Source organism: Bacillus hominis (assembly GCF_030348325.1).
Classification (GTDB): Bacteria; Bacillota; Bacilli; order Bacillales; family Bacillaceae_G; genus Bacillus_A; species Bacillus_A hominis.
Map to the genome: position 1 here is coordinate 4,383,071 of NZ_JAUCFS010000005.1, position 13,354 is coordinate 4,396,424.

The 13,354-nt window shown below is 35.5% G+C and carries 17 protein-coding genes; 6 read left to right on the plus strand and 11 right to left on the minus strand.

Going from position 1 to position 13,354, the window contains the following annotated elements:
* The first annotated feature begins 104 nt into the window (after window positions 1-104).
* Window positions 105-341: a membrane protein insertion efficiency factor YidD gene (gene yidD, locus QUF93_RS25365; RefSeq protein ID WP_002112460.1), complete on the plus strand. Its 237-nt coding sequence runs from the start codon at window positions 105-107 to the stop codon at window positions 339-341.
* Here yidD and QUF93_RS25370 read toward each other — a convergent pair.
* Window positions 338-901, minus strand: coding sequence for a beta-class carbonic anhydrase (locus tag QUF93_RS25370; RefSeq protein ID WP_289360578.1), 564 nt, complete (start codon window positions 899-901; stop codon window positions 338-340). The two genes, yidD and QUF93_RS25370, sit on opposite strands and share 4 nt — an antisense overlap.
* A 224-nt stretch (window positions 902-1,125) precedes the next feature.
* Between QUF93_RS25370 and cydA the strand changes: the two genes are divergently transcribed.
* Together cydA and cydB are read left to right on the plus strand one after the other, a co-directional pair.
* Window positions 1,126-2,475 (plus strand): cytochrome ubiquinol oxidase subunit I, encoded by a 1,350-nt coding sequence (gene cydA, locus QUF93_RS25375; RefSeq protein ID WP_289360579.1) that lies wholly within the window; start codon window positions 1,126-1,128, stop codon window positions 2,473-2,475.
* Window positions 2,465-3,493: a cytochrome d ubiquinol oxidase subunit II gene (gene cydB / locus QUF93_RS25380; protein WP_289360580.1), complete on the plus strand. Its 1,029-nt coding sequence runs from the start codon at window positions 2,465-2,467 to the stop codon at window positions 3,491-3,493. Before cydA ends, cydB begins: the two co-directional genes overlap by 11 nt.
* 164 nt (window positions 3,494-3,657) lie before the next feature.
* On the opposite strand, the gene QUF93_RS25385 is transcribed toward cydB, so the two are convergent.
* A complete protein-coding gene (locus QUF93_RS25385) occupies window positions 3,658-3,891 on the minus strand; it encodes a spore germination protein (RefSeq protein WP_033712087.1) in 234 nt (77 codons plus the stop codon).
* An 82-nt stretch (window positions 3,892-3,973) separates the two neighbouring features.
* A complete protein-coding gene (locus tag QUF93_RS25390) occupies window positions 3,974-4,762 on the minus strand; it encodes an S-layer homology domain-containing protein (RefSeq protein WP_289360581.1) in 789 nt (262 codons plus the stop codon).
* Between the two features lie 866 nt (window positions 4,763-5,628).
* On the opposite strand from QUF93_RS25390, the gene QUF93_RS25395 reads away from it, so the two are divergent.
* Window positions 5,629-6,663: a YdcF family protein gene (locus QUF93_RS25395; protein WP_289360582.1), complete on the plus strand. Its 1,035-nt coding sequence runs from the start codon at window positions 5,629-5,631 to the stop codon at window positions 6,661-6,663.
* 73 nt (window positions 6,664-6,736) lie between these two features.
* Here the strand turns inward: QUF93_RS25395 and QUF93_RS25400 are convergent, their stop codons facing one another.
* Entirely contained in the window at window positions 6,737-7,066 is a 330-nt protein-coding gene (locus QUF93_RS25400; protein ID WP_289360583.1) for a zinc-ribbon domain-containing protein, read from the minus strand.
* Window positions 7,067-7,307: 241 nt separating this feature from the next.
* On the opposite strand from QUF93_RS25400, the gene QUF93_RS25405 reads away from it, so the two are divergent.
* On the plus strand, window positions 7,308-8,180 hold the full coding sequence (locus QUF93_RS25405) for a YitT family protein (protein WP_289360584.1): 873 nt from the start codon (window positions 7,308-7,310) through the stop codon (window positions 8,178-8,180).
* 65 nt (window positions 8,181-8,245) lie between these two features.
* Here QUF93_RS25405 and QUF93_RS25410 read toward each other — a convergent pair whose 3' ends face one another.
* The 6 genes from QUF93_RS25410 to QUF93_RS25435 form a co-directional block, all read right to left on the minus strand.
* Window positions 8,246-9,196, minus strand: a complete 951-nt coding sequence (locus QUF93_RS25410; protein ID WP_289360585.1) for a hypothetical protein — start codon at window positions 9,194-9,196, stop codon at window positions 8,246-8,248.
* A gap of 62 nt (window positions 9,197-9,258) precedes the next feature.
* Entirely contained in the window at window positions 9,259-9,477 is a 219-nt protein-coding gene (locus QUF93_RS25415; protein ID WP_289360586.1) for a hypothetical protein, read from the minus strand.
* 95 nt (window positions 9,478-9,572) lie between these two features.
* Window positions 9,573-10,388 (minus strand): DUF4247 domain-containing protein, encoded by an 816-nt coding sequence (locus QUF93_RS25420; RefSeq protein ID WP_002123334.1) that lies wholly within the window; start codon window positions 10,386-10,388, stop codon window positions 9,573-9,575.
* Between the two features lie 12 nt (window positions 10,389-10,400).
* Window positions 10,401-10,907 carry a DUF4178 domain-containing protein gene (locus QUF93_RS25425; protein ID WP_000051748.1) on the minus strand — a complete coding sequence of 169 codons (507 nt, stop codon included), beginning with the start codon at window positions 10,905-10,907 and terminating at the stop codon, window positions 10,401-10,403.
* A gap of 21 nt (window positions 10,908-10,928) precedes the next feature.
* Entirely contained in the window at window positions 10,929-11,333 is a 405-nt protein-coding gene (locus tag QUF93_RS25430) for a DUF350 domain-containing protein (RefSeq protein WP_002123337.1), read from the minus strand.
* A gap of 79 nt (window positions 11,334-11,412) precedes the next feature.
* The gene (locus QUF93_RS25435; protein WP_000110294.1) at window positions 11,413-12,078 is read right to left on the minus strand and encodes a PspA/IM30 family protein; all 666 of its coding nucleotides are present in this window, start codon (window positions 12,076-12,078) and stop codon (window positions 11,413-11,415) included.
* 403 nt (window positions 12,079-12,481) lie between these two features.
* On the opposite strand from QUF93_RS25435, the gene QUF93_RS25440 reads away from it, so the two are divergent.
* On the plus strand, window positions 12,482-13,060 hold the full coding sequence (locus QUF93_RS25440; protein WP_289360587.1) for a lipoprotein BA_5634 family protein: 579 nt from the start codon (window positions 12,482-12,484) through the stop codon (window positions 13,058-13,060).
* A gap of 108 nt (window positions 13,061-13,168) precedes the next feature.
* Here QUF93_RS25440 and QUF93_RS25445 read toward each other — a convergent pair whose 3' ends face one another.
* Window positions 13,169-13,345: a FeoB-associated Cys-rich membrane protein gene (locus QUF93_RS25445; RefSeq protein ID WP_289360588.1), complete on the minus strand. Its 177-nt coding sequence runs from the start codon at window positions 13,343-13,345 to the stop codon at window positions 13,169-13,171.
* Between the last annotated feature and the right edge of the window lie 9 nt (window positions 13,346-13,354).

The following is a 13,354-nucleotide window of genomic DNA, read 5'->3' on the forward strand; positions in this document are numbered from 1 at the left end:
TAATTCCGTTATATCCAATATGATATAACGGAAATCGACATTAGTAAAGAATTATGTACGGTCGTGCTATAATACTTTAAGACTATGCTGAAAAGGAGACCATTATGAAACAGATTTTTATCGGTATTATACGCTTTTATCAAAAGTTCATTTCTCCAATGACACCACCAACGTGTCGCTTTCATCCAACTTGCTCTCATTATGGATTAGAAGCGTTTCAAAAACACGGTGCCTTCAAAGGATTTTGGCTTACATGTAAGCGTATATTAAAATGCCACCCTTTCCATCCAGGAGGATTTGATCCTGTCCCAGATAAAAAGGATGACAAAGTAAATTCTTAATTGTCGTAACCATTCACAACTAAATCTAATTTTCCTGTGTCAGGATCTATAACAAGACCGTGAACAGGTACCTCTTCCGGAAGTAACGGATGGTTGCGAAGTACTGATACGCTATGTTCTACACTTTCTTCTACACTAGAGAAGCCGCGCAAGAATTGTTCTAAATCGATTCCAGAGTAACGAAGTGTATCTAATTTCTCTTCTGTTATACCGCGCTCTTTCATCTTCTCAATCGTACTGCCTGCTTGAATTTTTGCCATACCACAATCGTGGTGACCAACTACACAAACTTCATCGGCACCAAGTTCGTACACAGCAACTAAAATACTACGCATAATACTTCCGAATGGATGTGAAATAACAGCGCCTGCTACTTTAATAATTTTCACATCACCGTTACGCATATTCATCGCTTTCGGTAATAACTCAACAAGACGAGTGTCCATACAAGAAATAATCACCATTTTTTTATTTGGGAATTTTCCTGTTTCATACTCTTCGTATTTTTTCTCTTCAACGAATTTTTCATTGTATTGTAAAATCTCTTCTAATGACTTCATAGTAAAGAACCCTCTTTTCTCTCATTTACATTACATATATAGTGTACCAAAATATGAAAAACTCAAAAAGGATATTGTCTTATTATAAAAGCAATATATTTTCAGATAACCGACATAATTCTTTCAAAATATACACACAGCTTTGTAACAAGTCTCACATACCTTACTCCTATTTTCACTATAAACTAATTGTAGATAATGTAAAAAAGGAGTGAGTATTTATTATGTCCGACGTTCTGTTACTGAGTCGTTTTCAATTTGCAATTACTATTTTTTATCACTTTTTATTTGTACCTTTGACAATCGGACTTGTTATTTTAGTAGCATGTATGGAAACTCAATACGCCCGCACATTGAATCCAACATACCGCAAAATGGCAAATTTCTGGGGTAAATTATTTACAATTAATTTCGTAATGGGGATTATAACTGGGATTACGATGGAATTCCAATTTGGAACAAACTGGTCTGAGTACTCCAAATATATGGGAGATATTTTCGGATCACCTCTCGCAATCGAAGCACTTGTTGCCTTCTTCTTAGAATCTACCTTCATGGGGATATGGTTATTCGGTAAAGATAAAATTTCACCAAAGTTCCGTGCCTTCTGTATGTGGATGGTCGCACTTGGAACAAATATTTCTGCCCTTTGGATTATTACAGCAAACGGTTTCATGCAAAATCCTGTTGGCTACGTAGTACGTAACGGCCGTGCTGAATTAAATGACTTCTGGGCACTTGTTACAAATCCATATGCTTGGAATATGTTCTTCCATACTGTAATTGGTTGTTATATCGTTGGTGCTTTCTTCGTTATGGCAATTAGTGCATATCATTTACTACGTAAAAATGAAGTGGAATTCTTCAAAAAATCGTTTAAGTTTGGTTTAATGTTAGGGTTATTCGCTGCAACTGTTACACCTTTTATGGGACATCAATCAGGGGTATCAGCTGCTAAATATCAACCAGCAAAAGGAGCTGCAATGGAAGCAGTTTGGGAAACTGGAAAAGGACAAGGCTTCTCAATCATTCAAATTCCTGATGTGAAAAATGAAAAGAACTTTGAATTCCTTACTATTCCAAAGCTAGGAAGTTTCTTCTATACAAACTCATTTGATGGCGAAATTACTGGTTTAAAAGATATTCCAAAAGAAGATCGTCCAAACGTTAACCTCGTGTACTATAGCTTCCGCTTAATGGTTGCACTTGGTATGTTCTTTATGGCATTAACTTGGTTCGGTTTCTATTTAAACCGAAAAGGAAAACTAGAAAACTCAAAACGTTATTTAAAAATTACAATGTGGTCTGTCTTACTTCCATATATTGCAATTAATGCTGGTTGGATTGTCGCTGAAGTAGGTCGCCAACCATGGACAGTATATAAACTGATGCGTACAGCAGAATCTGTATCACCTATATCAGTCCCGCAAATTTGGTTCTCGTTAATTAGTTTAATCTTGTTCTACACTTTACTCTTAATTGCAGACGTATACTTAATGCTGAAGTTCGCGAAAAAAGGACCAGCTGCATTAGAAGAACCTGCTACTGAAGGAGGTACAGCTCATGTCTCATGATATGCTTGCAGTCATCTGGTTCGGTTTATGGGGCGTAATTTGGACCGTTTACTTCATTCTTGATGGCTACGCACTCGGTAACGGGATGATTTTCCCATTCGTTGCGAAAGACCGACAAGAACGAAATCAATTACAAGAAGCAATTGGCCCGTTCTGGGGTGGTAATGAAGTATGGTTAATTACAGCGGGTGGCGCAACATTTGCTGCCTTCCCAATCACATATGCAAATATGTTTAGTTACCTATATACACCACTATTTTTAGTATTACTTGCACTATTTGCTCGTGCCGCTGGACTTGAATTTATGCATAAAGACGATTCACCACTTTGGCAAAAAACTTGTAAATGGGCTTTTACAATTGGTAGTTTCCTAATCGCCTTCTTATTCGGTGTTACATTCGCTAATCTATATTACGGACTAGAAATCGGAAAAAACGGTTATGAAGGAAATTTACTTAGCTTACTAAACCATTATGGTATTTTAGGTGGGCTTTTCTTCACTGCTATATTCGTCGTATCTGGTGCCCTTTGGGTTATGATTAAAACGACTGGCGAAGTATCTGATCGTGCTTATAAAATCGCAAGACCATTTTCAATGGCAGCTGCTATCATTTTAGCTATCTTCTATGTCGCAACTGCAAATCGTACAAATTTATTCCAAAACTTCACGGAATATCCTGTACTATTCATTCTTCCAGTACTTGCAATGTTAATGAGTGTACTCGCACTTATTATGGTGTACAAACATAAAATCGGCCTTGCATTCACATTCGTTTGCTTAACAATCGCAATGTTTATGACAACTGGTTTTGCAGGTATGTTCCCAAGAATGTTACCATCGCGTATTAACGACGCATACAGTACAACGTTATATAACGCAGCCGGTAGTGAATTAAACTTGAAAATTATGTTCTTCGTTGCAATCGTCATGGTACCAATCGTTATTGGATATCAGCTTTGGAGCTACAGCATATTTAAAAATAAAATTCATAAAGACTCTGCTAAAGGGTATCACTAAAATAAAAAAGACACTTCGAGCGAAGTGTCTTTTTTTACTTATACGTATGATTTTCGATACGACGTCACATTTCTAGTCTAACAACTATGATAAAGATGTATCACTAACATCTCAATTGTATCACAAGGCAAATACATCACTTTATGCAATTTTACATATAGCTTCTATAAAGTAAACTGAATTTCTTGATCATACACATCGTTATCCTGTACATCTGCCGTACTAATACCACTGAATGTCCTCACATTTAGTCCCGTATTTGAAGATCCAGATCCGTTATAAGCTTTCGTTTTTTCAATCGGATGTACGTTATATTTATCACCTAAGTTAATTGTCCCGTTACAGTTCTCAATAATAACCCCTTCAACAATAGCTGGCATTTTATCACCTACTTTCATTTCATTACTCCCATTCTATGAGAATCGCCTAAAAAAATAGCATGTGTAAATAAGAAAAAGCACTCAGCCTGAGTGCTTTTTCTTATTTACCGCTCTTATTTCTCTCACAAGCAATTCCATCACCATCACGATCTAAATGCTTACCGTAATACGGACTATCTCTTGTAATATCGTAAACCCCAGCATCATTTGCTTCTTTACAGTTAGCAAAGCGTTTTGCTTCTGGCTCTGGTTGTTCTTGTCCTGCTCCTGGTCTTTCTTCAAGCGGTAATGTCGCGTTATATAAGAACTGAACGTATTGCTCACGACTTACATGCATTCTAGGTGCGAATTTACCATCACCAGTTCCAGCTGTAATATAATTTGATTTAACTGCAGTAATCGCAGGATTCGCCCATCCATTTCTATCTACATCCGGGAAATTATGATCCCCTCTTATTTGCAATTGGAACCCTTTTGTTAAAATTTGTGCCATTTCATCGCGAGTTAACGAATCTTTCGGTCTAAAGTTCCCTGTGCCATCTCCAGCAAATACACCCATCTCTGTTAAAGCAAGAATCTCTTTTTTAAACTGAGTAGAACGATCAGTAACATCTTTATACGGATTATTATACTGTTCTTTTACTGCTGGCTTTAATTGACGGAACATAAGGGCTGCAACTTGCTCACGAGTTACATCATCACCAAATCCAAAAATCCCATTTCCATATCCAGCAACAATGTTTTTATTTGCTAAGTCCATAATTGCCTTATAAGCCCAATGATTGTTTGGAACATCTTTAAACTCTATACTTGCCTGCGCCGTCCCAATTGAAGTAAATGCTGTAGTTGCAACAATTGCACCTGTTAAAAGTAATTTTTTAAATCCCATACTTAAGTCCCCTTCTCTTTTCCATAATAACTATTTAACAATATAACAAATTATAAAAATGTAATTTGTCATATTATGTCGAACAAAAAAAGAATCCAGCAGGATTCTTTTTTGCTAAGCACGAATGACAAATTTGGAGACAGTTGACTTTTTCAAAAATTTATTAGGGGTAATATTTTGAAAAAGAAAGCCTTTCATATTTAACTTAACACCACTGGAATATATAGTAAATTGATAATCTTTATACAGAAGATTGCTAATGTTTAGTATAGATATTTCCCACTATATCAACAGTGATAACTATCTACACTAAATAACAAAAAGGCGCCTTCAAAGAAGATACCTTTCATACTTTTCATAAACAGACACTATAAAACAGAATTATTTATCCCGCATTAACGGGCAGTAAGACCCCCACCTCAAAATTCAGCGAAAGAAAAAAAGTTAGGTGGGGGTCGGGCTGCCTGTAAATGCCCGATTGGTGAAGGCTAATAATCAGCGGGGGATGCCCCCCCACTGATTAAAGTTTCACTTTATTGTTATACGATTGTTAGATACAAAAAAGTAGAGGGAAATGTTTGTACAAAATTCTGCTTTATAAAGCCTGTCTACAACTTATATTGTAATCCTCTTCCTTTGAAAATAAATACAATATGCACAATTACATACCCAAAAGAAAAGACACTCCGCAGAGTGCCCTTTCAACCATTTTACTTTTAATATATCGCCTTAAATACATTTAATCATATGCATCCATATATTTTGTTAAGAAAATTCAAAATCCTTTTTCTTTCATTTCCAATTATAAAATCATGTAATATAGAATGTATGTCAAATTATTATACAAATTGAGGTGTACTATATTTATGTATTTCGGAATTATTCCTCTTATATTGTTTATTATTTTTCTTATTTCTTACTTAAAAGACCCACGGAAAATAATAAACGGTTTTTTATTTAATGCCTTTTTCTGTTCATTTCTATTATTTTGTGCAATCGCCTCGTTTGCATCTGGTAGTAACGCTTTACATTTCATCGTAATTCTACCTATGCTAGCGCTGCTTATAATGATACCTTTTGGCATCGTTGCTTTAATGGTTGGACTATTTCTTAATGCAAGAATCTTGATGAGGCGTGAAGGAAGACGCTTTACAAACTCTTTAACTTTAATTGCTGCTTTAGGGATTTTATTCTGTATGATGCTTCCTATCATAAATCCAGCAAGTTTATTCTCAGCGCATTTTCAATTTATTTTCGCTGCGATTTCGCTTATAACTATGTATTTCTTTGTACATTTGTCTAACTTCTTAAGCGCATATTTTTTATATCAATTCAATAGACCGAGACGTAACCAAGATTTTATCATCGTTCTTGGAAGTGGCTTAATTAATGATAAAGTACCACCTTTACTTGCAAGTCGTATTAATAAAGCTATCGATTTCTATTGGAAACAAGCAGCTGTGAATACACCACCAACAATCATTTTCTCTGGCGGGCAAGGTCCAGATGAAGGCCTTCCTGAAGCAGAAGCGATGCAAAAGTATGCTGTTGAAAAAGGAATTTCGATTGAACATACAGTGCAAGAAAATCGCTCTGTAAACACATATCAAAATATGTTGTTCTCTAAAGAAATTATGGATTCTTTAAAACCTGAAGGTAAGTATAAAAGTATTTTCACAACAAATAATTTCCACCTTTTCCGCGCTGGTATATACGCAAGGCAAGCCGGTCTTAATAGCCAAGGAATTGGCTCAAAAACAGCCTTTTATTACTGGCCTAACGCAATGATTCGTGAATATGTTGCGATTGTCGTTATGGGACGTAAGCGCCATATGAAAGTGTGTGGAACAATTTTAGGCTTCGCTTTATTCCTAACAGTCATTAGTTTTATTGTTTCTTAATAGCTATCAAATAAAAGGTCCCCCTGAATGCTTTATGCACAGGGGATTTTTTATACCTTTTCGTTCATCAAATTTAAATTAATAACGCAACAGCATACAAAACATTAATAATTCCAGAAACCATTCCAACAATAGCAAATGTTTTACTCGTACCTGTCACTTTTTTGTTTAAACCCAATATAGAAAATACGATAGCTACACTACCAATAAGCCCCCATAAATTAATAAACCAAGATATTAATCCAGTGATGAAACCAACTAAAGAAAAAACTTCTATACTACTACTAGAACTGCTATTCGGAAAACTTCCCTCTACCGTTTTATAGCTAAGACTCTCCCCGCACTGCCCGCAAAACTTGTTGCCCTCGTTCGTTTCATTTCCACATTTCATACAGTATCCCACAGAATCCCCTCCCTAAGATTAGTGCCCCAAATGTATATATCCATACTATTCATTCTACTTTTTCATATTAAAATTATGACCACTCTCTAATCTTCTACAGTTGTATTTAAAATAATAATATGGTCATAATATTCCCTGCATACATCCATTAAAGGAGAAATTTTTCAAATTAAATGTTAAAATAAAATTTAGGTGTGAATTATGTAACAAACAAGAAACTAGTTTGAAACGAGGAAATTACATGGAGAAAAGTATCAAAAACAAGCCCAATAAGCTAAAATTTGCTTCAAAAGCTTTGATGATTATTATTGGGGCATTTATCACAGCATACGGATTAGAAGCGGTATTAATTCCAAATAACGTATCCGACGGTGGTGTGACTGGTTTAAGTATCGTTAGTTCAAGATTATTTGGATTGCCATTAGGGGCTCTAATCGCAGTTATTAACATTCCTTTCGTTTGGTTAGGATATAAGCAAATCGGTAAAAGCTTTGCAATTTATTCCATTATCGGGATTGCTTCATTAGCAATAGGTACCGTTGTCATGCACGGAGTACCAACTATTATTGAAGGCGATACATTATTAGTTACAGTTGTTGGTGGTATTATTATCGGTTTTGGTATGGGACTAGCATTACGTAACGGCGGAGCATTAGATGGAATCGATATGCTAGCTGTATTACTTTCTCGTAAATTACCTTTCGGAACGAGTGACCTTATTTTATTCTTAAACATGTTCGTATTTATTTTCGTATCAACAGTATTCGGTCTTCAAGGCGCTATCCTTTCGGCAATTGCTTACTTTATTGCTTCGAAAGTGATTCATATCGTTGAAGTTGGTTTAAGTGGTTCGAAAACATTTAAAATCATCACTAAAGAGCCTGAATTAATGGTAGAAACCATTCGCGATCGTTTAGGCCGAAGCGCTACATACAATGAAGTTTATGGTGGTTATTCAAGAGAGCAATTTAAAGAAATTTCTTGTGTAATTAACCGTTTAGAAGAAAGTAAAATGAAAGACCTTATTAATGAAATTGATCCCAATGCCTTTATTACAGTTTATGACGTAGCAGAAGTAAAAGGCGGTAATTTCAAGAAACGCGATATTCATTAATAAACAATAAAAGAAGCTCCTGCTAGTAAAAACTAGTAGGAGCTTCTTTTTATTAGATGTCTTACTTAATAATCATAATCTCTTTCTGCTGCTCTTCGCCCTTCCTCGTATCCTTCATCATGTCCTTGAGTACGTCCTTGAGTATGTCCGCGATCATACTCAGTGTACACTACTGGGAGTGGACGCGGATAAAATAATTTCGACGTTGGCTGAAAACAATTACGTGCTGCGAAAGATGCTAGTATGCCAAAACATGCAGTAAAAATAAAACCACCCGTTAATGTGTGCATAAGAGCTGCAACTGTAAATTCACGTCCCAATAAAATGTAAATAGAATATGTGCTACAAAAACTAACAACAAAAGCAAGTAAACCTTCAACTATCTTAAAGCGATGGCGAAACCCTACTATAAAGTGGAACAAAAATGCTAAAAACACATAAAGACCACTATATGACGTTTCTGCCGGGACAGTTCCCAATAAAATCAAAATAGACATAATTAAAAAGACAAGATAAAAACTACAAGCTAAACTTGTACAAGCATTAAAAAGATACATAGGAAGTGAATATACTTTACATGTTGTAAATGAAAACAATAAAAAGGCCACAGCAATGATTGCCGTAAATACATATAAGTCCATATTTATAGAAAAAATTTGTTTTAAAATAGAAGCATAGCTATAACCGAGCAATGCACATAGTAAAGGATGTACTACATATTGATGCCATTTCTCCATTCCTAATTTTGTTATAACGATAAACACTATAGCCCAAACTGGAAATAACATAAGCCATTCCGTATTTGTATTGTAAGATGCAGTAACATATGCTGGTAAAATTATCTCTAATAAAGAATGGATTGCCCCTGCAAATAAAAAAGAAATCAATACTCTTAGACGATCACTATATTGCAAACTTGTATAAAGTGAAGTATACATTGGAACTGCATAAAATACGCGATTCTCATCATACTCAATTTCCCTTAAATCTTTTGGTTGTGTTCCAGATCTCCCCATTACTATCTCTCCCCAAATCTCCCTTATTTTCTTATGCCTATTTTCTTTTCTTTATAATTCTATTAATCACTCCATTTCCCTCCGCGCTTAATCCATTCCACATACTTATACAAGACGTTAACCTTATGTTGAAACTTGAATGGCAAATACAAAAACAGAGCACAAGCACATATTATCCATAAAACACCCCCAATAAAGCTAAATTTCATCGTTGTACTAATAAACAAACTCAAGAATAATACGAGGAACATCATTACACTAAACCTTTTATACATAGTCATAATATCCCCTCCTTATGCTTAATTGCACCAATTGAAAGGGAATTATTTCCACAAAAAAAAGACCGAAAAGCACGTTCCACTTCTCGGTCTCTCTATTATCTTCTCTTCGTAATTTTCCCTGAACCACCAACCCTTGTTTTCGGGGGAGATGTATTCTTTGGCGGGGTTTTAATAGATGATTTTGGCTTCACATCTGATCCGCTTGAACCACCTGGTGTTTTTGTAATTTTCCCTTTACTTCCAGTAGAAGGCGGAGGCGTATTACTTCCTTTTTTCGTAATACTTCCTGTATCTCCTACAGAAGATTTCGGATCTACATTATCGCCTCGCTTAATAATAGATCCTTTCCCTTCCTTCGTAATTGGAGGCGGGGTTTTCTTTTCTTCTTTCGTAGGTGGTCTTTCTGGAGTAACTGGTTTATGATTTTGTCTGTCGTTATATCCGCGATAATCACCGTATGATGATTTCTTTGAACCGAATATATCGTTTAATATACTCCCCATGATATATCCTTGTAGGAATGACGGTTGGTAATTTTGACGGACAAATTCTTCATTACTTACTTCAATTAACGTATCAGATGGTTTCTCTTTATCTTTTTGAAGGTTATACATTTTATCCGAATAGACGAGAAACATTTGATTTTCGTCTTCTTTAGATGCTTGCTTCGGTTTCCTATCGTTAATAAGTTCCTTTGCGACTTCAGGAACTGACCGATTGGCGGCCCTATACACGTAAGATTCTTGTTTACCATCCTTTGCGACAGACTCTAGCGGATAACGGTCCTGAATTGACTTCGCCTGACCACTTTGACAGCCCGATAAAGCATAACCGGCAATAACAAGTAATGTAACGATAGCAAGTATAGGGATTACGAACGATTTAATCATGGTAAACAATCGGTTTGACATGATTACGCCCCCTTACGTTGCTCTTATAATTTGTACATCAGCAGGAATAATTGCTTCTCCCTCATACATCATTGTGCGACCATTTTGCCATTCAACACGTAATAATTTGCGGTTGTCAGACTGGAATTCCCATACGTACTGTTCTTCTGAAGCAGCGAATGGTGTTTTCCCCATCACAACAACACGGCCATTATATTGCTCTTCCATATGATACTCTATATCATCCATTTCAATCGTCGTCGGAATTTCATCTATTGAATCTAAACGACCATCAATCGGTGTATACAATTTGTAATACGTATTTTCACGATCTTCAATTTTTAAATAGCGAATGTCTTTCCCGTCTTGCAGCGTTAAAACAATTTCCTTGCGAGAATGCATGCTCGTTTTCCCAGTTAATTCGTACATTACTAACGAAACTTCAATCATATCGCCAGGAGCCAACGTTAAAAGACTCTTTTCTGGCTTTGGCGGCTCTGGGCTTTTCATTATATTTTTAATACGTTTAAATAAGCTCACAATCTACCCCTCCTTCTCTCTTTATAAACAAGCACCTAAAATAAATGCACCAACGATATGTAATGAACCAGCTAACATCGCATGTGCTACGCTGCCTTCTTTCGTTCCTTCTTCTAAATCAAGACCTGCCATTTTTCTTAAAACAAATTCAATAAACATTTCTACAACTAATAAAATAACGAAAGAAACTGCTGAAGCAAGAAGTGCTTGCCATAAATCATTCGCTTTCGTAATTGATTGTGACAAGATGTATCCTTGAGCGAATAGCTTCATAACGAAACGTGTTGTCACAGCTGTGTTCCCATTTTTTATTTCTTTTAAATCATTGTATTTTGTAAAAATCGAATCAACCCACATAATTGCAAATAAAAGTACCGCACTCGCTCCAGTCCATACAAGCATGGCTAAAACATTCGTCCACGTCATTGCAAAACCTCCTCTAAAAGGTAATAGAAAACCGACATGAATTCTCTTCAGACATGTCGGCTTCTTTGTCTATTCTATATTATTTCTCGTACTGCTTCATAATACGAGCTAATTCATCGTCAACAGCAGAATTTTTGTTTAAGCTTGCGAATTCATCATCTAACGACTTTTCTTTCTTGTAAATTTCACCGCTTGCTTCTGCTTCAGCCTCTAATTGAAGTGCTTTCTCTTCCATACGGCTTAAACCAGCTTTTGCTGAATTTGAATCGAATCCAGACATCGCCTGATTAATATTCTTTTGTGCTTTCGCTGCGTTTACACGCGCTACAAGTGTTTCACGTTTATTTTTCAGCTCTGTTAATTGTTTGCGCATTTCTTCTAACTTCGCACGAAGGTTATCCGCAGCTGCTTTATTTTGCTCATAGCTTGCTTTATACTCATTCATCTTTTGCTCTGCATTTTGTTTTTCTTCTAACGCACGGCGCGCAAGATCTAAGTTACTAGCTTGAACAGCCATATGAGCTTGTTCTTCACGTTTTTTCACAAGTGCTTCTTGCTCTTCAAATAATAATTTAAATTTCTTCTCAAGTGCGATTTGAGCTGCTACACTTTTCTCAGCTTCTTGTACATCCGCTTGCATATCGCGTAAATATTGATCCGTCATCTTAACTGGATCTTCAGCTTTTTCAATTAATGAATACACATTCGACATTGTTAAATCTCTTAATCGTTTAAATACAGACATCCAAATTCCTCCTATGATATACCTCATATTTCAAATTCACTACTTGGAAAATTCAAAATCTCCCTTTACAGTAAGAATATTCATTTTTATAACCTATGTGTTCATTATAACAAAACTAAGATGTCCTTACATGTTATTTCCAAAATACACCCAATATAATATGACATTCCAGATAGAATATTGTATTCCTACTATATCCTTATTATTTCTGCCTCCAAAATTAACATATTTTTGTGCAATTTCACTAAATTACATAATTGTAATGTTACTGTAAGCTAACTCGATAGTTACGTTTCAACATTTCTTATACACTAATACCAGAAGCAGCAAACAAGCTTCTCCACATGTAAGCACTAATACAAAAATTGTATTTACTATAAAACAGACAAAAGGAGAAATCATCATGAAAAAATTAGTAGGAATCGGATTAGCAGCAGCAATTTCATTCGGAGCATTATCAGGTTGTTCTTTATTAGGAGAAAAAGCGAACGGCTTTGTATTATACGGAACAGAAGAGCAAGTCACGCAAATTGCAGATAAAAACAAAAAAGAAGTAAAAGAAAAAGATATGTATAAAATGAAGCTTACAACACTTGAAGATAAAAAAGTTCTTGTAATGGATAAGAAAACTGGTGAGGAACTCGTAAAAAAAGAGTTACTTAGCAAAGTGGATGAAAAAGACAACACGAAACCACTTGATAAATTACCAGCTGTAACAACAGACCAAGGTGTATTATTTGCAAAAGATAAAGTAGAAAATGCTACACTTGATGGAGCAAAATTAAAATATGAAGGCAACACAATTATCGGAAGTGGCCGCGCATATGCAGATATGTTCGCAATTGTTGACGACACAACTTACGGAAATGTAAAAGGTGAGGAAAAATTTGTTGGTGTACTAAAATTCGATAAAGACCCAAGTAAAGAGTTCCCTGGAAAAAATGGTGTAGAAGGAGCACAACTTGTAAAAATTAAAAAGTAAAACAAAAAAGCTTTGCGAAATTCGCAAAGCTTTTTTTCTATTTATCCCGCAGTAACGCCCGATTGGTGTGGATAATAATCAGTGGGGGATGAACAAAATCCCCGCTGATTAAAGTTTCACTTTATGAGCAACTTGCTCCATATCCGGACTACAAGTTTGAGACTGACATGATTTATTTATAGAGCATGCTGCGCATTTTCCTTTTTTACTTCTCTTTACAAAATTAACTAACGTATATGCTGCATAACCAAAAATGATAGCTCCAATTATAATATTGACCATCATCTTAATACA